Source organism: Bacillus sp. BPN334 (assembly GCF_008368885.1).
GTDB lineage: Bacteria > Bacillota > Bacilli > Bacillales > Bacillaceae_G > Bacillus_A > Bacillus_A wiedmannii.
This window is the reverse complement of the sequence record NZ_QOZW01000005.1, coordinates 249,420-274,349: the sequence shown is the minus strand read 5'-3', so window position 1 is coordinate 274,349 and position 24,930 is coordinate 249,420. Positions and strand designations below refer to the sequence as shown.

Sequence of the window (24,930 nt, the reverse complement as noted above, 5' to 3'; positions counted from 1 at the left end):
AGCGGTTTTACGAATGTTTGTGTCAATTTCATGAACAACGTACATAATGTTATGCATTTTGTTTTTACAAGCTGTATAGTAAAAAAAGATAAATATCGGAATAGAACGTATTTAGAGCAAAAGCATTGGCAAGGAAGGGAGCAAGGGTCTTGGTAAGAACTATAAATGAGACATTTTTAAAAGCATGTAGGGGGGAACGTACTGATTATGTACCAGCATGGTATATGCGTCAAGCAGGTCGTTCGCAGCCGGAATATAGAAAGATAAAAGAAAAGTATTCTTTATTTGAAATTACACATAATCCAGAGTTATGTGCTTACGTTACAAAGTTGCCAGTTGATCAATATAACGTAGACGCAGCAATTCTGTATAAAGATATTATGTCACCACTACCTGCAATTGGTGTGGATGTAGAAATTAAATCAGGTATTGGCCCAGTTATTGATAATCCAATTCGTTCTTTACAAGACGTAGAAAAACTAGGGGAAATCAATCCAGAAGATGACGTACCGTACATATTAGATACGATTCGTTTATTAACGACAGAAATGCTAGACGTACCGTTAATCGGTTTTTCAGGGGCTCCATTTACACTAGCGAGCTATATGATTGAAGGCGGTCCATCTCGTAATTATCATAATACGAAAGCGTTCATGTATGCAGAGCCGAAAGCTTGGTTCGCTTTAATGGATAAGCTAGCAGATATGGTTATTACATATTTAAAAGCGCAAATTAATGCAGGAGCAAAAGCAGTTCAAATTTTCGATTCTTGGGTTGGAACAGTAAATGTAGCAGATTACCGCGTATTTATTAAACCAGCAATGGAGCGTATTTTTGCAGAAGTTCGCCCGATGGGTGTACCGATGATTATGCACGGCGTAGGAGCTGCACACTTAGTAAATGAATGGCACGACTTACCGCTTGATGTAGTAGGCTTAGATTGGCGCTTACCGATCGAAGAGGCACGCGCACGCGGCGTTCATAAGGCGGTACAAGGAAATATGGACCCTTCATTCTTACTTGCGCCATGGTCTGTTATTGAAGAACATGTAAAAGGTATTTTAGATCAAGGGATGAAAGAGCCTGGTTATATCTTTAACTTAGGACACGGTGTATTCCCAGAAGTAAATCCAGATACATTAAAACGTTTAACTACATTTATTCATGAATACTCTAAAGGGCAGTTAGCGAAGTAAAGGAGAATTGTTGTATGAAAAAGAAAATTGGTTTGCTTGTAATGGCATACGGAACGCCATATAAAGAAGAAGATATTGAACGTTACTATACACATATTCGCAGAGGAAGAAAGCCAAGTCCTGAAATGCTAGAAGATTTAACAGAGCGTTACCGTGCAATTGGTGGCATTTCTCCTTTAGCTACTATTACATTAGAGCAAGCTAAAAAGTTAGAACAGCGTTTAAATGAAGTACAAGATGAAGTAGAGTACCATATGTATCTTGGCTTAAAACATATCGAACCGTTCATTGAAGATGCAGTGAAAGATATGCATAACGACGGTATACAAGATACAATAGCACTTGTTCTTGCGCCGCACTATTCTACATTTAGCGTGAAATCGTATGTAGGACGAGCACAAGAAGAAGCTGAGAAACTTGGAAACTTAACAATTCACGGCATTGATAGCTGGTATAAAGAACCGAAATTCATCCAGTACTGGGTTGATGCAGTGAAAGGTATATATAACGGTATGTCAGAAGCAGAGCGTGAAAAAGCAGTATTAATCGTATCTGCACATAGCTTACCAGAAAAAATTATTGCACTTGGCGATCCATATCCAGACCAATTAAATGAAACAGCTGACTATATTGCAAGAGGTGCTGAAGTAGCAAACTATGCAGTAGGTTGGCAAAGTGCAGGAAACACGCCAGATCCTTGGATTGGTCCAGATGTACAAGATTTAACGAGAGAACTAAACGAAAAGTATGGATACAGTTCATTCGTATACGCACCAGTTGGATTTGTTGCGGAACATTTAGAAGTTTTATATGACAATGACTTTGAGTGTAAAGTTGTGACAGATGAAATTGGCGCAAAATATTATCGTCCAGAAATGCCAAATGCATCGGACGCATTTATTGATTGCTTAACAGATGTTGTATTAAAGAAAAAAGAATCTGTATTGTAAAAAGAAAGGGGGAGCATGCTTGAGGAAAAAAGTTGTAATCATCGGCGGTGGCATCACAGGATTAACAACAATGTATAACTTACAAAAAGATATTCATGACAAGAACTTGCCGATCGATACATTACTGATAGAAGCATCGGGTAAACTTGGCGGGAAAATTCAAACCGTTCGAAAAGATGGATTTACAATTGAACGCGGACCGGATTCTTTCTTAGCACGAAAAGAAAGTGCAGCTAGATTAGCGAAAGAATTAGGTCTTGGCGATGAACTTGTAAATAATAAGGCCGGTCAATCATTTATCCTCGTAAACAATCGGTTACATAAAATGCCGAGCGGATCGATGATGGGAATTCCAACGCAAATTACGCCGTTTCTATTTTCCGGGCTGTTCTCCCCAATTGGTAAGCTAAGAGCTGGTTTTGATCTGTTAATGCCGAGATCAAAGCCAGTATCTGACCAATCACTCGGGCAGTTTTTCAGACATCGCCTCGGCAATGAAGTGGTTGAGAATTTAATCGAACCATTACTATCGGGTATTTATGCAGGGGATATTGATGAAATGAGCTTAATGTCAACATTTCCGCAAATGTATCAAATTGAGCAGAAGCATCGCAGTATTTCACTCGGTATGCGTACACTTGCTCCGAAAAAAGAGACATCTGAACCGAAAAAAGGAATCTTCCAAACAGTGAAAACAGGTTTAGAATCTATTGTAGAATCTCTCGAAGTGAAGATGCATGAAGGTACGATAATAAAGGGAACCCGCATTGAAAAAATTGCAAAACTTGGTGATGCTTATACGATTGCTCTTAGTAACGGAAAAGAAATAGAAGCGGACGCGGTCGTAGTGGCAAGCTCACATAAAGTATTGCCATCTATGTTTGCGCAGTACAAGCAGTTTCGTTTCTTCCGCAACATTCCGTCCACATCAGTTGCGAATGTGGCAATGGCTTTCCCGAAATCAGCCATTCAGCGCGATATTGATGGTACAGGATTTGTCGTATCTCGAAATAGCGACTACACAATTACAGCATGTACGTGGACACATAAAAAATGGCCACATACAACGCCAGAAGGAAAAATGCTACTTCGTTGTTACGTTGGACGCCCTGGTGATGAAGCAGTTGTAGAACAAACAGAAGAGGAACTCGTTCAGCTTGTACTAGAAGATTTACGAAAGACGATGGATATTACAGAGGATCTAGAATTTACAGTCGTAAGTCGCTGGAAAGAAGCGATGCCCCAATATACAGTAGGCCATAACGAGCGAATGAAGAAACTCACAACATTTATGGAGAAAGAGTTGCCAGGTATATACTTGGCAGGTAGTTCTTACGCTGGTTCTGGTCTTCCGGACTGTATTGATCAAGGTGAGAAAGCCGCAAAGCGTGTACTCTCTCATTTGGAGAAAGTAATGGATACCGAATTAATTGCACAATAAAGTGAAACGCCTTCAATCACATTGAAGGCGTTTTGTTACTTATTCACCAATAAACATATATAAGTTATTTGGCTTTATAACGGCATCTCCTGCATAAATAACCCACTCTGTTAAGTTTTCAAACTCTAAATGATAACTATTTCCTTCACTCATATCTTCTATAAAATATGGTTCATTAATGAGTATTCCTTGAATGAAATCTTCCGCGATTTCTTGCATTTCAAACCACATATGTTCACTTTTTCCTTCTTCGTAGGAGACACCAAACTTAGCGAGGAAACGAAAATCTTCATTCGATTGTTCAATGTGAAAAATGTTGCTGAAATATCCGAAAGTATTCTTCGCATTGTAAGCCATACGATCGGTTTCACTATTTGTTTTATAGAACATGAGCCCTGTAGCTTCCTCGTGTTCTTGGAAAAAGCTTTCAATATATTCTTCTGAAGTATTACATTTGAATAAGAAAACGGATGGAGATTGATGGTATTCATCTCGGTCATCCATACCGCCTAAGAATGTGTTTTGCGAATCTATTGGTTGTAGTTTCACTTCTTCATCCTCGATTGAAGATAATTGATCCATGCTCGTTTTATGCCCAATATAAGATAATCCCTTTTCCCATGGAACAGCTACTGTATGTATAGAACCTTGCTGACTATGCGCGATAACGATAGGCTCATTCATAGGGACTTGTCCATTCTCAATGGCATTATTAGCAAATGTTTGAAAAAGATCGCCAATGCCGTAGTAGGAAGAGATGCGATTTGGAATAATTAATTCTATTTCTGTTACGCCTGCTCTTAAAAGGCCATGTGTATGAAACCAATATTGCGTAGGCGCACCTTCTTTATCGTCTTCATAAACAGAATGAATAACGTACAAGTCAGGAATGTCAGGTAATAATTCATTTTCAACGTGATATTCAATATAGCTTCTAGATATCACTTTCATTGCTGCACTTGAATCGATTACAAATAACAAGTCTGGAGCGAGGTTCCATAAAAACTGTAACTGCTGGAAAAAGCAGTCCAGCACATCGCCTACAAATAGCGTACGAGTGAAAATTTCAGTTCCATAAGCAGCATCTTCAAAATTACGATCTACGAGTGTAGAATCTTGTCTATTGTACATTTTATATTCTTCTGGGTCATTCGCCTCATCAATATGCAGTTCATACGGTGTAATTTTTTCATCCATATGTAACTCAACAATAATGCTTGTCTCATCACTATAAACAATTTTCAATTCGTCAACTTTAGTAGCGATTGTTTCTAGCCGCAGTTTTAACTGCTCAATTGTAATTTTAGTTGGTATAACGGCAATCATATCTGAAAAATGACGTTCTAATGTTCCATTCATAGCTGCGCGGTATGTTTCTGTTTGCACTTCCATCCAATCACTCCTATTCAAATGAATCCATTTTACATGCCAATGAAATTTCGATATTTTCTGTTTTCTCTCTCTAACATTATAGAGTGCATTCGTAGAAGGTGTAAAATTATTATTTTGTATTATAGTTTGAAAGCTTGTAAATTAAATAAATTTTTTGTAAAACTTGTCGAAATATAGTTCTATATAACGAATCATTTGATATGATAGAAATGCTGAGAAAATATGAAATAGGGAGAGGAAAATGACTGTGAAGAAATTGTTAAGTGTCTTTTTATCATTCATACTATTGCTTTCATTTACTGGAACTTTAGTACAAGCAGAAGAAAATACTTCTATGTCAGTAGAAAAAGTAATTCAAGTATTTAAGCAGCAAGGGAAAACGAAGGGGACAGTGGAAGGATACATCGTTGGATATACGCAAAGTCCTTCTAAATACACGAAAGATCCTGCTAAGTTTGATGATACAAACGTAGCAATTGCGGATTCGCCAAATGAAACGAATCCAGACAAAATCATGCCTGTTCAGTTGCCAAAAGGCGATGTGAGAGCGGCAGTAAACGTGAAAGATCATCCAGAAAATATCGGGAAGAAAGTTAGTTTAACAGGAACGCTTGAATTATATTTTAGTAGCCCAGGTTTAAAATCGGTAACAGCTCATAAGTTTCAAGGGGAAGGACAAAACCGTGTTAGCGATGTAGTAGCTTCGCCTGGTAGCGGAGAAGTTGCGAAGGGAACAGCGGTAACATTAACAACGAATACAGAAGGAGCAACAATCTACTATACGTTAGATGGCTCTAACCCTACAAATAAGAGTGTTCGTTATAACGGACAAATTGTAGTGAATGAAAATAGTGTGATTAAAGCAATTGCAGAGAAAGAAGGGCTTACTTCTTCAGCCATTTCAACATTTTCATTTATTATCGTAAATAATGAACCAGTTCGTATTCATGATATTCAAGGGAAATCACATATTTCTTCCTACAAAGGAAAGAAAGTATACAATGTGGAAGGCGTTGTAACAGCGCTTGATAAAAATGGTTTTTATATAGAAGATAATCAGCCGGATAATGATCCAGCTACTTCAGAAGGTATGTACGTATACAAAAAAGATGCGAATGTAGCAGTAGGAGATCTTATTCAAGTTGATGGAGAAGTAGAAGAATATGTTGGGCCTGGATATGCAGAAAGGTTTGACACAGATTTAACAACGACGGAAATTAAGGCGAGCCGCGTTGCTGTAATTGCAAAAGATCAACCTTTACCAGCGCCGATTGTACTTGGAGAAAACGGTGTAAAAATTCCTGATCAAATCATCGATAATGATGCATTCGGTTTATTTGATCCAAATGAAGATGCAATCGACTTTTATGAAAGTATAGAAGGTATGCGCGTTACGATGCCAACACCAAAAATTATTGCACCTCAGAAAAACGGGAATTTATATGTAACAGTAGAAAATGGTGGAGATAAAGTCGTAACGAAATATGGCACACCTGTATTAGATGAAAATCAATTAAATCCAGAGCGTCTTTCTGTAAAAGTCCCTCGTGATTATGTAGCAAAAGTAGGAGATACTTTCACTGGAGATATAACAGGGGTAGTCGGATATGATTACGGTTCGTTCCGCATTTCGCCAATAACGGAATTACCATCAGTAGTGGACGGTGGATTTAAGCAAGTAGGAGCGAATATTCAGCCTCGTCTTGATAAGTTAACAGTTGCTACATATAACATTGAAAACTTCTCGGCGAATAAAAAAGAAACAACAGATGAAAAAGTAAAAGCGTTAGCGTATTCTATTAAATACAATTTAAAAATGCCAGATATTATCGGTGTAGAGGAAATGCAAGATAATAACGGAACGATTAATGATGGTACAACAGATGCTTCGTTAAGTGCAAAACGTATTATTGATGCAGTTTTAGAAATTCGTGGACCAAAGTATGAGTATGTAGAAATTGCTCCGAACAATAATCTAGACGGAGGAGCACCAGGAGCGAATATTCGCGTCGGTTTCTTCTACAATCCATCACGCGTGAAATTAGCAGCAGTACCGAAGTTACTTGATAAAAATGTCGTTCGCATTGGAGACGAAAGTTCATTATTTGAAAGTACACGTAAACCGCTTGCAGCAGAATTTACGTTCCAAGGACAAAACGTTGTTGTCGTTGCAAATCACTTAAACTCAAAAATAGGGGATGCAACGCCATTTGGAAAAGTGCAGCCGCTCGTATTAAAGAGTGAAGAAAAACGAATTCAGTTAGCGCAAGAAGTAAATCAATTTGTACAAGTAATTCAGAAAAAGAACACAAATGCACCAGTTGTTGTGTTAGGAGATATGAACGATTTTGAGTTTGCTAAACCACTAAAAGCACTAGAAGGAACAAACTTAAAGAATATGTTAAACACAGTGCCGAAAGAGAACCGCTACACGTACATTCATGAAGGAAATGCACAAGTGTTAGATCATATTTTAGTAACAAACAACATCGCACCATACACAATTGTAGATCCAGTACACTTAAACTCAAACATTATGAAAGAACATGGACGTGTAAGTGATCATGACCCAGTACTTGCTCAAATTGATTTGAAGAAAGCTTCTTAAATAGTCATGAAAGAACGCTTAGAGATATGCTGAGCGTTCTTTTTCTGTGAAAATCATGTTAGAATTAATTAAAAATTCAGTTTTTATAATGAGGAGGTTAAAGATGCAAGCATGGTTAAATGGAAAATTAATGAATCAGCTTGCGATTTTGTTTTGTACGATCGTCATGCTCCAATTTGTAGCGGAGGTAACGGGGCTTACTCAAAATTTGGACATTACGTATAACTTAATACATACAGCATCTTCCTATGTAACATTTAGTTTCGCAGTCATTTTTACTTTAATAGGCGCAAGAAGAGAACTAAGTAAATATGCAATTATTTTATTATGTTCAGTTGTAGGTATTAAAGCGATTTACTTTACAGCGGTCGTTATTTTATGGGGATTGGCAGGTACGCCGTAAAGGGGAGATGATTATACGAGTGATAAATGTAAATGGTAATAAGAGCATAATTCTCTAAGCTAACTTAGGGAATTACGCTCTTATTCGTACAATCATTTAGTCTGAAATTGCTTGAAACGCTTTTCTACACCGATCTCTTTTTTGCAGTCTTCTTCTATATTTTTTTCTATCCCGCTTTACTCCTTGTATATACATAAGTAAGCTAACGAAAAGGAAGAAAGCACATTGCATCATTAAAATGTACGGTGACATGCCTTGCAATGGTTGTTTCGGATCATATAAATGAATAGGTGCTCCGCCTATTGAAGGAAGTATTGTATTTAGCAGGACGTACGGAATGGAGGCAGCTGCGAATGGAAAGAGAATGGCCATATAGTCTTTTTGTGACCATACAGATGCAGCAAGTCCTAAAAGGGCCATTAAACCTGCAAATAAAAAATTAATTCCGATATATACAGTAATGTAAGTGAGAGGCGCATCGAAATATAGGTTTGCGAACATTCCATCAGCATTTATGATGCCTGAACCAATCGTAGGTGTTCCGTCTGGAATGGTTAATTTGCAAAATAATAACGATAAGATGAATGGAAATGTATAAAGAAATCCTCCGCAAAAAAACGTAACGATATATTTCGCTACTGAATAAGGAAATATAGAAATCCCTTTACTCACAAATGGTTTAAAACCATCTGACTTATCCGAATTGTAACTTGTACTAAAGGGGAAACTCGCAATAACTGGCATTAATAATAAATAAACATCCATTTCATTGTCGCGAAATCCAATCCATTTTAAATCTGTTGATATAGGACCATTCGCAGCGTCGCCTAAATAACGAATGACATAATAATAGTGATAGATGCAAATAAGAACGAATCCACTAAGCATCATAATTAAAGAAATACGACTACAAAAAGCTTGCTTTATATTTAAACGAAGCGCACGCATCATGACTGAAAAAGCCTCCACTATTTTGATAAACTTGTCTATTTTCTATATTACTATTAAATGTAAAGATTTTCTTGTTTTTTTATTTGATTATTTGAAAAAAGGGAAATTTGTTGTCGTTAAGTAAGGTTTAACGGAAATTATATTTTCTAAAATATGGTTGACAATTTAGTATTACATTTGTAATCTTAATTGCAGATTACAAATGTAATACTAAGGAGTGAAATATACTATGACAAATCAATTACCTAAAATATCTGAAGTGGAATTAGAAATTATGAAAGTACTTTGGTCTAATTCTCCACAAACAGCGAATGAAATTATAGAAGTACTAGAAGATGAAATGGACTGGAAACCGAAAACAATCCGTACATTAATTAATCGGTTAGTACAAAAGGAAGCAGTTTCTTATCATCAAGATAAAGGGCGTATGTATGCTTATTATCCGTTAGTATCACAAGATAATTATTTACAAGTTGAAACGAAATCTTTGCTAAAGCGTTTTTGCGGCGCAGCGTTTAAGCCATTACTTGTTAATTTCTTAAAAGAGGAAAAATTGTCTTCAGAAGATATTAATGAACTGAAACGCATTTTAGATGAGAAGACAGAGGAGAATAAGAGGAAGGATAGATAACAATGAAAGACATGCTTATAAATGTATACCTTCCTCATTTTTTTGATTGGCTTATAGAAACGTCACTTATGGCGAGTATACTAGTTGGATTTATTTTATGTATAAAAGTTTTATTTAGAAATAAGTTAACGCCCCGGTGGCAATATATGCTGTGGATCGTACTAATGATACGACTCCTTTTACCGTGGTCACCGGATAGTTCTTATAGCATTTAATCATTATTTTCCTATAGTTCTAGTGTATCGGAAGTTATTCAAAAAAATACACCTTTACATGAGAATACAGTGAATAACGAGATAAAACAGACAGTAGAAGTAGAATCCAATGCTGAAACCGTGACAAAAAATAGCGAACCTGAAGTAAACGTGAGTTCGGAACGACAGGCTACATTGTCTGTATACAAAGTTGCTCTATATGTTTGGTTAGCTGGAGTAATCATATTAGTAGTCATGACGTTTATTACAAATAGACGTTTGTATTCTTACATAAAGAAACAACCGGATATTACGGATGAACAGGTCGCTACAGTGTTTAATCACTGTAAGCAGTCTATGAAAATGAAGAAGGCAGTTTCATTACGTTTTGCAGGAAAGATTGCAAGTCCAACGGTTTTTAGTTTCTTTCGCCCGAAAGTATTACTATCAAAAAAACATATGAAAGTATTAAATGAGCAACAATTACAATATGTCTTTTACCATGAGTTAGCTCATATTAAAAGAAGCGATGTAGCTGTAAATTGGATTATGTACAGTTTACTCCTATTAAATTGGTTCAATCCGATTCTTTGGTACGCCAATTTCTGTATGCGAGAAGATCAAGAATTAGCCTGCGATGCATATGCGCTTACGTTTATAGATAAAGAGGAGCAAATTGCATACGGCCATACAATTATTACCCTTTTAGAACATTATTCCTATCAAGTACCAAGCCTAGCAAATTTAAGTAGAAATAAACGAACATTAAAAAGGAGAATCGTTATGATTAAAAAGTTCCAAAAGAAATCGTATCGTCTGTCTTTACTTGGCGTTATTGCTATAGCAGCTATAGCAGGCGGTTTTTTGTTAAATGCAAGGATAACTGAGGGAGATGAAAGACAGAAGGAAAAGGTTGTAGAAAACAAGCAATCTAAAGCGGCATTTGAAAAAGCGATAGAAACCGTATATGGTACACCAGAGAATGCAAGTAGAGAATGGGGTATGTCGATAAAGTCATATAAAAGAGATACAGATCTTTTGTATTTGGCAGAGAAGAATTTTACAAAAAAAGAATTTGAACAATATGTCCAATTATTTAAAGAGGCTAGTGAAATTCAGAAACAAGCAATGGTTAAGAAAAATGTGCCTGAGAATTATGATGGAGATACAAAGGAAATTAATCTTGAACGTTTGAATAAAACTGATCAAGAAAAATTAGCTAGTATTCAGAAGAAATTAAACCCTTTTAATGATAAATTGCAGAAGTCTTTAACATATACTATGGAAGAAGCAAAAGAACATGTACCGTTTCAAATTAAGCAGCCGACTTATATACCTGAAGGTTATGAATTAAAGAGAGAATGGGCTGACTCATATTTTGGAAAAGATGTAGAATTAGTTACTAAATCAGAATATACAAAAGGGAAATATGGTTTTACAATTTATCAGTCAAGGATGTATATGGATGGTAATGTTAATGGTGGTAAGGATCCACTACACTATATGATGCCTGGAGAAGAGAATTTAGTAAATTATAGCTTAGACGGAAAAACAATGGTCTATAATAAATATTCTGGAGGAGAGAGTAAGTTAAAAGGGCTCAAAATGTTTGTACCAGCACAAGGTAAGAATAGTGAGTATCAAATTGTAATAGTAAATGATATTTTTACAAGAGATACAAAGATATACGAAGAGATAATTGATGATGATCTAACTAAGAAAGAGATGGAGAAAATATTACTGTCTATGTCAAAATAAAAGACAGTGTTCTTAAACTTTTTGCTTTAAGAACACTGACTATTTTATTAAATTTCTAGTGGGATTTAGCCAGCAATTATTATGAATATATTCTTGCTTTCCATATAAGCATTCTTTTTGATACACTATGGACAGTATTATATAATTTGACTGGAATTTTTTATACTGGAAATAATAAAAAAGAGAACTTGTATAGAATGTAAGCGTGTGGTAATATCAAAGATGTACTGATTGACTATATTATCCAATTGGTCATTTTTGGAGGTGACGATGTGGCGATAGATCGAAAACGTTCTATTATTGAAGCTGCAACAAAGTCTTTTTCAGCGTTCGGTTATAAAGCAACAACGATGGATCAAGTAGCGAAGTTAGCGAATGTAGGAAAAGGAACGATTTATACTTTTTTCAAAAATAAAGAAGAGCTATTTGGTGAAATTATTTCTAATTTAATTACAGAAATGAAGCAAGTTGCAGAAAATGCAATTCGTTCAGATGTTTCATTTTTTGAAAATGTACATAGAGCATTATATAGCATATTAGAATTCAGAAAAGAACATCAGCTCATGATTAAGTTAATTCAAGAAGAGCGTGATATGGGAACGAAAGAAGTACAAGAAGTGATGCAACAAGTAGATGTGGAAATCGTTTCTGTCATTCAATCGTATTTAAAGATTGCGATTGAAAAAGGTGAAATTAGCAAATGTGATCCAGAAATTACAGCATTTATTATGCTTCGCTTATACGTATCTCTTATTTTTGATTGGGAAAAAAATCATAAACCGCTAGAAAAAGAAAAAATTGCAGAATTATTTGAACTTTATTTATTAAAAGGATTGTCAAACTAAGATAATCCTTTTATTATTATAAAAAGTGACTGTTTGAACGAAACAGTCATACATTTATTTTAGGAGGGATAATATAAATATTTACTTGATATTAAGGAACAGTTGCATAGTATAAATTCGGGGATAAGGCATATGTATGAATAAGTATAGCCTTTTTATTTGGGAGAAAATGACCAAATGAACAATTCGGTCATTTAGAAAAGGGGGAGAAATGATGAAATGGAATCAGTTACTTCGTAAAGAGTTTACTGAAATTATAAAAAGTAAAAAAATATTAATTCCAATTATCGCGGTTTTATTCGTACCGATTTTATATGCAGGTATGTTTTTATGGGCCTTTTGGGATCCGTATAAACAGTTAGATGATTTACCAGTGGCGGTAGTCAATTTAGATAAAGGTGCAGTATTTGATGGTAAACCAATTGAGGTCGGAAAAGGCCTCGTTGATAACTTAAAAGATAATACAAGTTTTAAATGGGAATTTGTAAGTGAAAAAGAAGCGAAAAAAGGAATGGAAGGTAGAAAGTATTACATGTTAGTACGCATTCCAGATGACTTCTCAAGTAACGCTACAACGTTATTAAAAGATGATCCAAAACCATTAAACTTAGAATACATTCCAAACGAAAGCTTAAACTTTTTATCTTCACAAATTGGCGGAACAGCCATTGAAAAAATTAAAGGTGAAGTATCAAGTACGTTAACGAAAACATACGCAGAGAAAATGTTTGATTCCATTCAAGATGTCTCAAAAGGGTTAGCAGATGGGGCAGAAGGAGCAAATGAACTACACGACGGATCAAGTGAGCTGCATGATGGTTCAAGTAAAGTGACGGATGGCCTTCATACACTTCAAGGGAAGTCTGGAGAGATACAGACAGGTGTAGGGAAACTATTTGATGGATCTGGGAAAGTAACAGCAGGTTTAAATACGTTAAACAGCAAAACAGGTGAGATGCAAACAGGTATCGGAAAGTTAGTAGATGGCTCGGGCAAAGTAACAGATGGTTTACATGCACTAAATAGCAATGCAGGTATCGGGAAATTAGTAGACGGCTCGGGCAAAGTAACAGACGGTTTAAATACGTTAAATAGCAAAACGGGTGAATTGCGTGATGGATCTGAGAAAGTGACCGGTGGCTTGAACAAATTAGTAAGTAAATCCGGTGAATTAAAAGCAGGAACAACTGACCTATCAAATGGTATGGGAAAACTTGTTGAAGGGAAAAGTCAATTAGAGGAAGGTTCTCAAGCGATCCAAAAGGGTTTGCAAGATTTAAATAGTAACGTACAAAAGTCAGCTGCAGGCTTAGAGGAAATGCAGTTAAAAGTTCCTTCTATATTGAATACAGTAAATGAGAAAATAGATGGAGCTGGGGCGAATGTAAATCAGTTAAATGAACTTACGCAATCAACAGCAGGAGATGCAAAAAATGCAGCACAAGATGTAGCGAATTTACAAAAGCAAATTGAAAGCTTACCAAAAGAATATCAAGAGCAGTTACAACCATTCATAACAAGTGCTGTAAAAAGTACAGCGACAGTTCAGCAAAAAGCTGCCGGAGTAGCAGGTGGAACAAATAAATTAAATGAAGAAGTAAAACAAGTAAAAGGTGAAATACATCAAAAAACAAATGGATTGCAAAACAACTTACCAAATCCAGCAGGGATAAAAACTCTGGCAGGTGGTATTGAGAAACTAACGAGCGCACAAAATGAATTTGTTAGTAAGTTTCATGGATTTGGTGAGGGATTAGATAATGCAAAAATAGGTGCCGATAAATTAAAAGATGGATCAGTTCAATTAATTGATGGAGTAACGCAATTACAAAGTGGCTCTGGAAAAGTGACAGCAGGATTAGGGCAATTATCTGCAGGAGTAAATCAATTAGCAGATGGTTCTGGTCAAGTAACAGGCGGTTTAGGCACAGTATCTGTAGGAGTATCCAAATTAGCAGACGGCTCAAACCAAGTAACAGGCGGCTTAGGTACATTATCTGCAGGAGCGGGCCAAATGTCAGGCGGAATAACGCAATTAGCAAATGGCTCTGGCCAAGTAACAACAGGGTTAAGTGCATTGTCAACAGGCTCAACCCAGCTAATCGACGGCGTAAATAAACTAGCAGACGGATCTGGTAAAGTAACGGATGGCCTCGTAAAAGTAAATGATGGCTCAGGTGAACTTGCTGAGAAACTTGGCGAAGGGGCTGAGAAAACTGGTGAAGTGAAAGGGACGGATAAAACGTATGATATGTTTGCAAGTCCTGTAAAAGTGAAGACGGAGAAAATGGCGGAAGTTCCAAACTACGGAACTGGATTTACACCGTATTTCTTATCACTCGGTTTATTTGTTGGGGCATTACTATTATCAATCGTATATCCATTACGTGATACAGTTGGCGTTCCAAAATCAGGATTTAGTTGGTTTATTAGTAAGTTCGGTGTTTTACTATCAGTCGGTATTATTCAAGCGATAGTAGCAGATATTATATTACTATTCGGATTAGGTGTAGAAGTACAAAGTATTCCGTATTTCATACTCTTTAGCATCGTTACAAGTTTAGCGTTTATCGCATTAATTCAATGTTTAGTAACAGCATTCGGTGATGCAGGGCGTTTCATTGCCATCATCACATTAATTATTCAGCTTACAACAAGTGCTGGAACATTCCCACTAGAATTGATTCCGAAGTTTTTACAACCATTCAATGCTTGGTTGCCGATGACATACTCTGTATCAGGATTGAAAGCAGTCGTATCAAGTGGAGACTTTAACTTCATGTGGCAAAACGTAGGAATACTCATGATTTTCATCGTGGTATTATCACTTGGAACAATCGCATCCTTAACTTGGATGCACAAACGACAATTTAGAAATATTGCGGAAAACCAATCGGTTGAAGCGTAAATAAGACCAATAAAAAAGGCACTGAAAAGGTGCCTTTTTTATCGGTTTTATTTTATTGGATGAGAAATTTTATTTGTTTTTTTATTTTTACGGAACAAGTGTATAACAACACTTATGAGGAGAATAGTAGCTACAATCCAAACAAATGGACCATATCTTTCAGCAAAAGTATATAGTTTCATGTTCCTGGCAATATCCTCTTTTGTTTTTCCTATTAGAATTTCTGAGCCACTATAGCCTTCAAGTGTATCGCCTTTTTTTATACCAAAAATAAGAGTATCTGATTTGTTTTCTATTCCTGTATATCGGTAGCCCTTACCTTTAATTGTTAATTGAGTATCATCCTTTTTTAGTGAGTAATCTTCGGCAGAAATATCTTTTCCTAACAGTGTAATTGGCTCCATTGAAAAACGGGTTTCTTTTAATGTAGGAAGAGTTTCATTGTTTAATAAGAGTTGCTTTGCAATATGCTGCTCAGTATCAATGTTTATCCAATTTGCCTTTCGGCGTTTATACGTATTAATTTCAAGGAGTGCGAATTCTTTATTTTGAAGTTTTTCTTCTGTAATAGGTTGCGCAGTAGTTAACGTCCCTTTTAATAAAATTACACCGTCTTTTGCAGATTGAAATGAAGAGACTTCTTCCGTTTTTTTTAATGTATTGATAGCACTTCTATAATCTTCTTTTCCTAAAAGAACAGCTCCTGTATGTACAGTTAAAATCAGATATAGGATGCTTAATACTATAATAGCTTTTTTCACTATGTACCCTCCAAAGTATGTATAAGTTAATTATAACATAATTTACCATATGAAATTATTGATTTGAATAATAAGTTACAAGTATAAAGATGATGAATAAATTAAAAAAGTGTGGAGGAGAGGATTAAAAGTGAAAAGGAATTACAACAATTTACAGAGAAACATAGGGTAGAGGAGCTGATATGATGAGAGGAAATCTTACTTATTATTTCATCGTAAATCCGCTAATCATCTTTCTTGTTTACGCCCTTTCACCTATCTTGTTTCACAAAGAAAAATATATAAATATGAAAGATGCACTAGGAATACTTTTAGTTTACTATGTGCTAATTAGCGGGTATTACCTTATGGATGTTATAAGTGAAAGAATGAAGAAAAACGGTAAAGACAAATAAAAAGTTTTAGTACATAAAAACAGATGGAGGATAACAAAATGACCGAAAGTAAAATGAAATTCAGGGATACGACGATTCGTAACTTTTTCGATAAAGAGGACCGCCTAAAATCGATTCCAGGTCAAAAGAAGAAAAAACTAGTATTGTTAGAGCATTTAGTTAGCAAGTTAAATACTGAAAATCAATATACAGAAACAGAAATTAATACATTTATAAAACAATATCATGATGATTTTTGTACAATTAGACGCGAGTTTATTGTGCATGGGTTTATGGATCGAGAGGATAATATGTACCGTATAAACGGGAGAGAAGTGTGGACGAAGTGGGAGGAGTTAAAATAATGAATCAGCGGGGAAATCCCCACTGATTACGAGTTTAAGCTAGTTGTGCATTTTTTTTTAGTAAGTCTAAGAACTCTTCAATATTTAAACTTGTAATGTATCCCAACGTTATATATTCATCTTCATAGTAAAATATTATTTTTTTATCAAAGATTCTTTTCTTCGTTTCTATAGATACAATTTTTTTATACTCGAATTCGGCAATGAATGTATTTTTAGACTTTCCATAAAAGAGAAGCCTTCTATTAGTAGCCAGTAGCATGCCTGGATGCGGAACTTTATGCGTAATCATATAGCCAGTAAGTGAACAATTTAAAGTAGATATAATAACTTCGTCTTTATGTAATAGTTGTTTTGCAGCTGTTAAAATTGGATTCATTGTATACATTCCTTTTATTTTGATATATGAATATTGTATCAAGAGTAAAAAAATTCTCAATATGTAATATTGCATATTGAACGTTTTATAGTTGTAATATTATTTTTAAAAAGAAAAAGTACGAGGTGATTCAATGATACGGTTAGCAAAAGAGGTTGATGCAGAATCAATTATAGATATTAGAAAAGAAATTATATTATCGGAAACTACTACAAAGTTTTTCATAGTATCTCCAAAGAAATTACCAAATGATATGAATGCAGAAAGAGAAAAGATACGGAAAAGTAATGAAAAAGGTAATCTTTACATAGTTTATGAAGTAGATAAAAAAGTGGTTGGCTTTTTAATTTTCAATCGATATGAACTAGAACGCTTACGACATGCAGGTACAATGGGAATGGGGATTAGGGAGGCGTACTGTAATCAAGGCATTGGTACGAAACTAATTGAATTTCTTATTAGTTGGGCTAAAGAGCAGAAGGGTTTAGAGAAAATTTGTTTAGGCGTAGTTTCTGTTAATGATAGAGCGATTAAGGTGTACAAACGTATGGGATTTGTAGAAGAAGGAAGACAAAGAAAACAAATTAAATATGAAGATGGATCGTATGGAGATGACGTATTGATGGGTTTTTATATAGATTAAAATTTGATTTTATAAAGGACGTATTAATAAGCTGATGTATATACGTAATGTTATGTACATCTTTTTTTATGCCTACTGTAAACTTCTAAAAGTAGTATAAACTCTCCTCCCATTAACAGACTTTTCCCTATGTATAATATTAATATAGTAAAATCATAACAACCCATATTGCAGTTTCCAATAATATACTATATAATCAGTTTAAGAAAACGTTTTCATGCAAAGGGGGAGAATTTCGTGTCGACTATAGAGGACGTGGCGAAATTAGCGGGGTTATCAAGGACAACGGTTTCTAGGGTGATTAATAATCATCCATATGTTTCAGATGAGAAGAAAAAAAGGGTTCAATTAGCAATGAAGCATTTAGGTTTCGTTCCTAATTCTGCGGCGAGAAGGCTTCGTAAACAAAAGACGGAAACAATTGCGGTGCTAGTTCCAAGGATTACAAATCCTTTCTTCAGTCGATTTATTGAAGCAATCGAGATTGCTGCTTCTGAACATAAATATAAACTGATTATTTGTCAAACAAGATATTTACCGGAAAAAGAGATGGAGTATTTACAATTATTATCTACGAAACAAGTAGATGGGATTATTCTATGTTCACTAGAAAATCCTTGGGAAGATGTAGAGCCATACTTACAGCACGGTCCAATCGTGTTATGTAATGAATATATTGAGGAAGCAAATGTTCCAACAGTGAAGTTTGATCATGCGCAAGGAGCATACATAGCTGCTAAGCATGTGTTAGAACAAGGATATCGTAATCTTATTTTTTGTCGTGGTAACGAAACCAAAGTGGTTAGCCAGCAGCGAAAAATGGGCTTTTTACGTGCAATAACTGAGAAGAGCCGCCAAGTAGAAGCGATCGATTTTCTTGAAAACGCTTTCGCTTGGGATGATGGAAAGAGAATATTCCATGAAGTATTAAAGGACAAAAAAAATCCTACCGCGATTTTGGCAGGAGGCGACGAGGTTGCAGCTGGAATCATTTCAGAGGCAAAACGCCATGACTGGAGCATTCCAGATGATCTCGCTGTTATCGGTTTTGATAATCAAATATTATCACAGATTACTGAGCCAGGTATTACGACAATTGAACAGCCAATCGATGAGATGGCCCGAAAAGTTGTCGACCTGATGATGGATAAAATCCATACGAAAAATTATCGACAAAAAGAATTGTATGAGTTTGAATTGGAGCTCTTGGTGAAAGGTTCAACGATGAAGAAGGATACGATGTTATTAGCCTAGTAGACTATGTCTGCTAGGTTTTTTTATGTCCATAAATTACTATTCTTCGTGAACGCAGTCATCACATTTGTTATGGTATGCTTCGTGCTGCTCATCAATTTCTTTCCCACAGTGCGCACAAGTTTTCGTCGGTAAATTTCTGAAAAACTCCATTGGTTGATCGATCATGTCAATCCCTCCATTTCCATTTCTTACTATCATTGTATTAGTACAAAAAACAAAAGTCAACAACTGTTTTATAACAAAATGAAAATTAATGAAAAAGTTTAGGAAATGGATTATAGTTAACAATGTAGAATGTAAGTGAAACATGCATTCCTACTCGGTTTTAGAAAGGATGGATACATATGAAAATGACTGTTGTCGGCTTTTGGGGCGGCTTTCCAGAAGCGGGAGAAGCAACGTCGGGGTATTTGTTTGAACACGATGGTTTTCGTTTACTTGTCGACTGTGGTAGTGGTGTACTAGCACAGCTTCAAAAATATATAACACCATCTGATATAGATGCAGTTGTACTGTCACACTATCATCATGATCATGTTGCAGACATTGGGGTATTGCAATATGCGAGATTAATTACAAGTGCGACAAAGGGACAACTACCGGAATTACCAATATACGGTCATACGTTTGACGAGAATGGCTTCCATTCTTTAACACATGAACCGCATACGAAAGGAATCGCGTACAATCCAGAAGAAACACTTCAAGTTGGACCGTTCTCGATTTCATTTTTAAAAACTGTTCATCCTGTTACCTGTTATGCGATGCGTATTACAGCTGGTAGTGACGCTGTCGTATATAGCGCGGATTCCAGTTATATTCCTGAATTTATTCCATTCACAAAAGATGTTGATCTTTTCATTTGTGAGTGTAATATGTATGCACATCAAGAGGCGGCGAAAGCAGGGCATATGAATAGTACAGAAGTAGCAAGTATTGCGAAAGATGCGAATGTAAAAGAACTTTTATTAACGCACTTACCGCATACAGGAAACCCATCTGATTTAGTAACAGAAGCAAAACAAATTTTCAGTGGCCATATTACGCTAGCGCATAGTGGTTACATCTGGAACTCATGAGGTGATACGATGTTATTTATTGATAATAAAGGGATTACAGATCCTAGAATAAACTTAGCGATTGAAGAATATTGTGTGAAGAATTTAGATATTAACGAAACATATTTACTGTTCTATATTAATGAACCTTCTATTATCATTGGTAAAAACCAAAACACAGTAGAAGAAATTAATGCAGATTACGTAAAAGAACAAGGTATCCATGTCGTTCGTCGTCTATCAGGCGGAGGCGCAGTATATCACGATTTAGGAAACTTAAACTTTAGCTTTATTACGAAAGATGATGGAGACAGTTTTAGCAACTTCAAAAAATTCACAGAGCCTGTAACGAAAGCGCTTGGTAAATTAGGCGTAAATGCAGAACTAAGTGGTCGTAACGACATTTTAGCTGAAGGTAGAAAAATTTCAGGTAACGCGCAGTTTTCAACGAAAGGTCGTATGTTCAGTCACGGTACGTTACTATTTGACTCTGAAATCGATCACGTCGTATCAGCGTTAAAAGTAAAAATGGATAAGATCCAATCAAAAGGAATTAAATCAATCCGTAGCCGCGTTGCGAACATTACAGAATTTTTAAACGAAAAAATGACGACAGAAGAGTTTAGACAACTTCTTCTAGAAACAATTTTCGAAGGGGAAACAGAAATTCCAACGTATGAATTAACAGAAAATGATTGGAAAGAGATCCACAAACTTTCTGAAGAACGTTACCAAAATTGGGACTGGAACTACGGAAAATCTCCGAAGTTCAACTTACAACATTCACACCGCTTCCCCGTTGGACAAGTTGACGTTCGTCTTGAAGTGAAAAAAGGAACAGTAACAGAATGTAAAATTTACGGTGATTTCTTCGGATCATTAGATGTGCATGACATTGAAGAGCGTCTAACAGGCGTACAATTTGATAAAGATGCATTCACTACAGCTTTAGAAGACGTAGATATTAAACGCTACTTCGGTAATATTACAACAGAAGATTTCTTACATTTATTCTTTTAAAAATGAGGGAGGCTACCGTAACTGGTAGCCTCTTTTTTTTCGCAGATTGTCACGTTTTGTCGGTAAGTCGATAAATTCAAAAAATCGCCGATATAATTTCATATACCGTAAAATCACAGGACATTTGCCCCTTGTAAAGGAATATATATATTCAAAAGGAGGCGGTTCGAAATGAAAAGGGTAATGTACGTCGTATTATTGCTCGGCTTCGTCATCGGAATGACAGCCTGTAACGATGAAACGTCCTCAAGTCGTACACTTTTATCGATTGGAAAGCTAGGGAAGGATAATGTCATATATTTTACGCATACGGATAACAAACGAAAGATAGATGATATACAAACTATGTTTCAAAATAAGAAATGGAAAAGAAATGAAACGTTTAGCGCTGTGAATAAAACACCGGATCTTGTCTTGTCGATAGATGAGGCCAATACCGGGTTACCGACATTATATGTTACATTGTTTTTTCATGAAAATGGAGCGGATGCAATCAACTTGTATGGGGAGCAGACGAGCTTGAATAAGGAGGAACTAGAAAAACTTAGCGAAAAGATGAGTGCATATTATCCTGAAATGATTTTAGCCTTCGTTTCATCATTTGCTAATAAATAAAATTCCCTTATCCTTCCAAAGAGAGTCAACAGGAGGTGATCGTTGTATATGCAATTAATGGAATATCACTTGCTACTTTAATTTTCTTTTAATATAATTAATTTAGAATTTTTAAATATTCTAAATTTTATAAAGGTGGGGTTTTTGTGAATCTCGTTCAATCTTTGGCTGAAACGGCGAAAAAGAAGGGGGATAAACCGGCTTATATATTTATGGATCAGTCGGTCTCGTATGACCAATTAAACAAAATGGTCACAAGGTTTTCTAGCAATTTAGCAGCAATGGGCATTGGAAAAGGGGACAATGTCGCATTAGTTGTTGGAAATTCACCACATTTTTTGGTCGGTTTATACGGAACAATGAAAGCTGGAGCAACTGTCATTCCAGTTAATCCAATTTATACAGCAGACGAAATGCATTATATTTTACAAAATGGAGATGTAAAAACAATCATCGTACTCGACGTCCTTCTACCTGTTATACAATCTCTTACAACAAGACTTCCTTCACTTGAAAACATCATCATATGCGAAACCTCATCAGATTTTAACCATACAGAAACCGAAAAAATGAAAACGTTTACGAGAATGATAGGGGCTGGAGATTTAACTTACGAAGGCCCAGATCTAGATGAAGAAGATGTAGCGGTTATTCTATACACTTCAGGCACAACTGGAAAACCGAAAGGCGCTATGTTAACACATAAAAATTTATATAGTAATGCGAGCGATGTGGCGTCGTATTTACAATATACGGCTGATGATCGCGTCGTTGCGGCACTGCCGATGTTCCATGTATTTTGCTTAACAGTAGCAGTAAATGCGCCAATTGTGAACGGAGCAACTATTTTAATGTTACCGAAATTTAGTCCGAAAGAAGTATTCCGTATTTGTCGCACGTACGAGCCAACGATTTTTGCTGGTGTACCGACAATGTACAATTATTTATATTTATTTGAAGAAGCAAGCGCAGAAGATGTGAAGACGCTTCGCCTTTGTATTTCAGGTGGTGCATCAATGCCTGTTGCTCTTCTGCAAAACTTTGAAAAACGATTTGATGTAATTGTTTCAGAAGGATACGGTTTATCAGAAGCATCACCAGTTACTTGTTTTAACCCGCTAGATCGTCCGCGTAAACCTGGATCAATCGGTACAAATATTTGGCATGTAGAAAATAAAATTGTGAATGAACTTGGGGAAGAAGTACCTGTTGGCGCAGTCGGTGAATTAATCGTTCGCGGACCTAACGTTATGAAAGGATATTATAACGCGCCGGAAGATACAGCTGCGACATTGAAAGACGACTGGCTGTATACAGGTGACTTAGCGAAAATGGATGAAGAAGGTTACTTCTATATCGTTGATCGTAAAAAAGATATCGTCTTAGTTGGCGGTTATAACGTATACCCTCGTGAAGTAGAGGAAGTATTATATACACACGAATCTGTAGCAGAAGTTGTCGTAATTGGCGTTCCTGATGAAAACTTAGGAGAAGCAGTGCGAGCTTACGTCGTTCTAAAACAAGCTAACGTAACAGAAGAGGAACTTATGCATTATTGCAAGTTACATTTAGCGAAATATAAAGTGCCAATGAGTATCGAATTTTTAACAGAGTTACCAAAGAATACGACAGGTAAATTGTTAAGAAGAGCTTTGAGAGAAAAAGCGATACAAGTATAAAAATAGGGGCAACCATCTTTATGAAGATGGTTGCCTTTGTATTTTTTAGAATTGGTTAAGCTATAACCCCATATATTTAAACCGTAATATGACTAATAAGGAGGAGATATACGTGGAGCAAAAGGAATTACGTTTACGGAGAGTTCAATACCTTATTTGTGACATTATGGATGAAATGAATTCTGAAAATGAGAAGAAAAACTTAGAAATTTTGCAGCAAGTAATCGATCATCTTTCAGGTGCAATAGGTGATTTAGTCGATCCATCAAGCTCGTATTCTATTGATTATTTGGAAAGAAAAGTTCACACGGCGCATTATTTACTTTTTAATAACGAGCGGAAGGCGTACTTATGTAGGAAATAGTATTATTAATTTTATTTGACATTGATAATCATTATCAATATGATAGTTATGTTGGGTATATTCATATAAAAGGAGATGTCGTATTGATAATGATTAAGAAAAAATATGTTAATGCGTTCGTTATAGCAGCAACTTTAGCAGTTCCATTCAGTGGTATTATGGCACCGATTGCGAAAGCAGAAGCGGCAGTAGAAATGAAAGTAAATAGCAAACTAGCAGATGGCACATATGACGTTATTTTAAAGACTTATAAAGATCAAACGAATGATACATCAGTTGCGTCTACATATTTGAAAAATGCAAAAGTAACCATTCAAGGTGATAAAAAAATCGTTACGCTAACAGTTCAAGATAGTAGCTATTTTCAGTATCTTAGAGTAGAAGATCCAAATAAAGTAGGGACATTCCATGATGTAAAAGTAATCTCCGAAGATAAAACGAATAACGGTACGAAAGTTGTTCAATTTGAAATTGGGGAGTTCTCGAAAAAATATAATATGCAAATGCATATATTAATTCCAGCAATTAAATATGATCATAAATATCAACTGCAGTTTGAAATTGATGCGAGTACAATTAAAAAGGAATCTAAATTCCCAGATGTACCAGCTTGGGCACAAGAGTCAGTTCAATATTTAGTAGATAAAGGAGCAGTGAACGGTAAGCCAGATGGTACATTTGCTCCGGCTGAAAATATCGATCGTAGTTCAGCTGCAAAAATATTAGCAACTGTTTTAGGGTTAGAAATTAAGAAAGATGCGAAGCCATCATTCCGTGATGCACAAAATCACTGGGCTACACCGTACATCGCAGCTGTTGAAAAAGCAGGTATTGTAAAAGGTGATGAGAAGGGTAACTTTAATCCGAGCGGGTTAATTAACCGTGCATCAATGGCTTCTATGCTAGTAAATGCATATAAATTAGAAAGAAATGAAAATATGAAACTACCAAAAGAATTTGCTGACTTAAACAATCATTGGGGTGCGAAGTATGCCAATATTTTAATCCAAGAAAATATTTCAATTGGAACAGATAATGGCTGGGCTCCAGATAAAGCAGTAAGCCGCGCAGAAGCAGCACAATTTATTGCGAAGACGGATAAGTTGAAGAAATAAATTGAAACGTATACTAGATTTAG

Annotated in this window: 23 protein-coding genes and 1 pseudogene; 19 read left to right on the top strand and 5 right to left on the bottom strand. The window is 35.7% G+C overall.

Features of this window, described 5'->3' with window-relative positions; all coding sequences use genetic code 11:
* The first annotated feature begins 149 nt into the window (after positions 1-149).
* From hemE to hemY, 3 genes are read left to right on the top strand one after another with little or no spacing between them, the layout of a single operon-like run.
* The gene (gene hemE, locus DN393_RS05645; RefSeq protein WP_000252608.1) at positions 150-1,196 is read left to right on the top strand and encodes a uroporphyrinogen decarboxylase; all 1,047 of its coding nucleotides are present in this window, start codon (positions 150-152) and stop codon (positions 1,194-1,196) included.
* 14 nt (positions 1,197-1,210) lie between these two features.
* Positions 1,211-2,146: a ferrochelatase gene (hemH, locus tag DN393_RS05640; protein ID WP_064469230.1), complete on the top strand. Its 936-nt coding sequence runs from the start codon at positions 1,211-1,213 to the stop codon at positions 2,144-2,146.
* 19 nt (positions 2,147-2,165) lie between these two features.
* Positions 2,166-3,587 carry a protoporphyrinogen oxidase gene (hemY, locus tag DN393_RS05635; RefSeq protein WP_149173356.1) on the top strand — a complete coding sequence of 474 codons (1,422 nt, stop codon included), beginning with the start codon at positions 2,166-2,168 and terminating at the stop codon, positions 3,585-3,587.
* A 39-nt stretch (positions 3,588-3,626) separates the two neighbouring features.
* Here the strand turns inward: hemY and DN393_RS05630 are convergent, their stop codons facing one another.
* Positions 3,627-4,979 (bottom strand): DUF4026 domain-containing protein, encoded by a 1,353-nt coding sequence (locus DN393_RS05630; protein ID WP_098111604.1) that lies wholly within the window; start codon positions 4,977-4,979, stop codon positions 3,627-3,629.
* A gap of 241 nt (positions 4,980-5,220) precedes the next feature.
* Here DN393_RS05630 and DN393_RS05625 point away from each other — a divergent pair, with 241 nt between their 5' ends.
* Together DN393_RS05625 and DN393_RS05620 are read left to right on the top strand one after the other, a co-directional pair.
* Entirely contained in the window at positions 5,221-7,587 is a 2,367-nt protein-coding gene (locus tag DN393_RS05625; protein WP_149173355.1) for a DUF6359 domain-containing protein, read from the top strand.
* Positions 7,588-7,690: 103 nt separating this feature from the next.
* Positions 7,691-7,990 carry a hypothetical protein gene (locus tag DN393_RS05620; RefSeq protein WP_098102761.1) on the top strand — a complete coding sequence of 100 codons (300 nt, stop codon included), beginning with the start codon at positions 7,691-7,693 and terminating at the stop codon, positions 7,988-7,990.
* A gap of 96 nt (positions 7,991-8,086) precedes the next feature.
* Here the strand turns inward: DN393_RS05620 and DN393_RS05615 are convergent, their stop codons facing one another.
* Complete coding sequence (locus DN393_RS05615; RefSeq protein WP_098102762.1) at positions 8,087-8,941, bottom strand: hypothetical protein; 855 nt, start codon at positions 8,939-8,941, stop codon at positions 8,087-8,089.
* A gap of 229 nt (positions 8,942-9,170) precedes the next feature.
* On the opposite strand from DN393_RS05615, the gene DN393_RS05610 reads away from it, so the two are divergent.
* The 4 genes and pseudogenes from DN393_RS05610 to DN393_RS05595 all read left to right on the top strand — a co-directional run bounded on the left by DN393_RS05610 (position 9,171) and on the right by DN393_RS05595 (position 15,277).
* On the top strand, positions 9,171-9,572 hold the full coding sequence (locus DN393_RS05610; protein WP_098102763.1) for a BlaI/MecI/CopY family transcriptional regulator: 402 nt from the start codon (positions 9,171-9,173) through the stop codon (positions 9,570-9,572).
* Positions 9,573-9,574: 2 nt separating this feature from the next.
* Positions 9,575-11,524: pseudogene (locus DN393_RS05605) on the top strand (M56 family metallopeptidase).
* Positions 11,525-11,796: 272 nt separating this feature from the next.
* A complete protein-coding gene (locus DN393_RS05600; RefSeq protein WP_061883872.1) occupies positions 11,797-12,369 on the top strand; it encodes a TetR/AcrR family transcriptional regulator in 573 nt (190 codons plus the stop codon).
* 214 nt (positions 12,370-12,583) lie between these two features.
* Entirely contained in the window at positions 12,584-15,277 is a 2,694-nt protein-coding gene (locus DN393_RS05595) for a YhgE/Pip domain-containing protein (RefSeq protein WP_149173354.1), read from the top strand.
* A gap of 47 nt (positions 15,278-15,324) precedes the next feature.
* Here the strand turns inward: DN393_RS05595 and DN393_RS05590 are convergent, their stop codons facing one another.
* Positions 15,325-16,038 (bottom strand): hypothetical protein, encoded by a 714-nt coding sequence (locus tag DN393_RS05590; RefSeq protein WP_064476874.1) that lies wholly within the window; start codon positions 16,036-16,038, stop codon positions 15,325-15,327.
* 182 nt (positions 16,039-16,220) lie between these two features.
* On the opposite strand from DN393_RS05590, the gene DN393_RS05585 reads away from it, so the two are divergent.
* Complete coding sequence (locus DN393_RS05585; RefSeq protein WP_002096814.1) at positions 16,221-16,433, top strand: hypothetical protein; 213 nt, start codon at positions 16,221-16,223, stop codon at positions 16,431-16,433.
* Positions 16,434-16,471: 38 nt separating this feature from the next.
* Positions 16,472-16,777, top strand: a complete 306-nt coding sequence (locus DN393_RS05580) for a DUF2087 domain-containing protein (RefSeq protein WP_064476873.1) — start codon at positions 16,472-16,474, stop codon at positions 16,775-16,777.
* 34 nt (positions 16,778-16,811) lie between these two features.
* On the opposite strand, the gene DN393_RS05575 is transcribed toward DN393_RS05580, so the two are convergent.
* The gene (locus tag DN393_RS05575; RefSeq protein WP_141669148.1) at positions 16,812-17,165 is read right to left on the bottom strand and encodes a PH domain-containing protein; all 354 of its coding nucleotides are present in this window, start codon (positions 17,163-17,165) and stop codon (positions 16,812-16,814) included.
* Positions 17,166-17,289: 124 nt separating this feature from the next.
* Between DN393_RS05575 and DN393_RS05570 the strand changes: the two genes are divergently transcribed.
* Together DN393_RS05570 and DN393_RS05565 are read left to right on the top strand one after the other, a co-directional pair.
* Entirely contained in the window at positions 17,290-17,799 is a 510-nt protein-coding gene (locus DN393_RS05570) for a GNAT family N-acetyltransferase (RefSeq protein ID WP_064476871.1), read from the top strand.
* Positions 17,800-18,036: 237 nt separating this feature from the next.
* Positions 18,037-19,053 (top strand): LacI family DNA-binding transcriptional regulator, encoded by a 1,017-nt coding sequence (locus DN393_RS05565; protein ID WP_064476870.1) that lies wholly within the window; start codon positions 18,037-18,039, stop codon positions 19,051-19,053.
* Positions 19,054-19,092: 39 nt separating this feature from the next.
* Here the strand turns inward: DN393_RS05565 and yhfH are convergent, their stop codons facing one another.
* Entirely contained in the window at positions 19,093-19,221 is a 129-nt protein-coding gene (gene yhfH, locus DN393_RS05560) for a protein YhfH (protein WP_000567010.1), read from the bottom strand.
* Between the two features lie 179 nt (positions 19,222-19,400).
* On the opposite strand from yhfH, the gene DN393_RS05555 reads away from it, so the two are divergent.
* From DN393_RS05555 to DN393_RS05530, 6 genes are all read left to right on the top strand, one after another.
* The gene (locus DN393_RS05555) at positions 19,401-20,135 is read left to right on the top strand and encodes an MBL fold metallo-hydrolase (RefSeq protein ID WP_149173353.1); all 735 of its coding nucleotides are present in this window, start codon (positions 19,401-19,403) and stop codon (positions 20,133-20,135) included.
* A gap of 9 nt (positions 20,136-20,144) precedes the next feature.
* Positions 20,145-21,134: a lipoate--protein ligase gene (locus DN393_RS05550; RefSeq protein ID WP_088047865.1), complete on the top strand. Its 990-nt coding sequence runs from the start codon at positions 20,145-20,147 to the stop codon at positions 21,132-21,134.
* A gap of 171 nt (positions 21,135-21,305) precedes the next feature.
* Positions 21,306-21,749 carry a hypothetical protein gene (locus tag DN393_RS05545; RefSeq protein WP_088047864.1) on the top strand — a complete coding sequence of 148 codons (444 nt, stop codon included), beginning with the start codon at positions 21,306-21,308 and terminating at the stop codon, positions 21,747-21,749.
* Between the two features lie 146 nt (positions 21,750-21,895).
* Entirely contained in the window at positions 21,896-23,428 is a 1,533-nt protein-coding gene (locus DN393_RS05540) for a fatty acid--CoA ligase family protein (protein WP_064476868.1), read from the top strand.
* Positions 23,429-23,540: 112 nt separating this feature from the next.
* Positions 23,541-23,792, top strand: a complete 252-nt coding sequence (locus DN393_RS05535; protein ID WP_064476867.1) for a hypothetical protein — start codon at positions 23,541-23,543, stop codon at positions 23,790-23,792.
* Between the two features lie 89 nt (positions 23,793-23,881).
* Complete coding sequence (locus DN393_RS05530) at positions 23,882-24,907, top strand: S-layer homology domain-containing protein (RefSeq protein ID WP_149173352.1); 1,026 nt, start codon at positions 23,882-23,884, stop codon at positions 24,905-24,907.
* Positions 24,908-24,930: the final 23 nt, after the last annotated feature.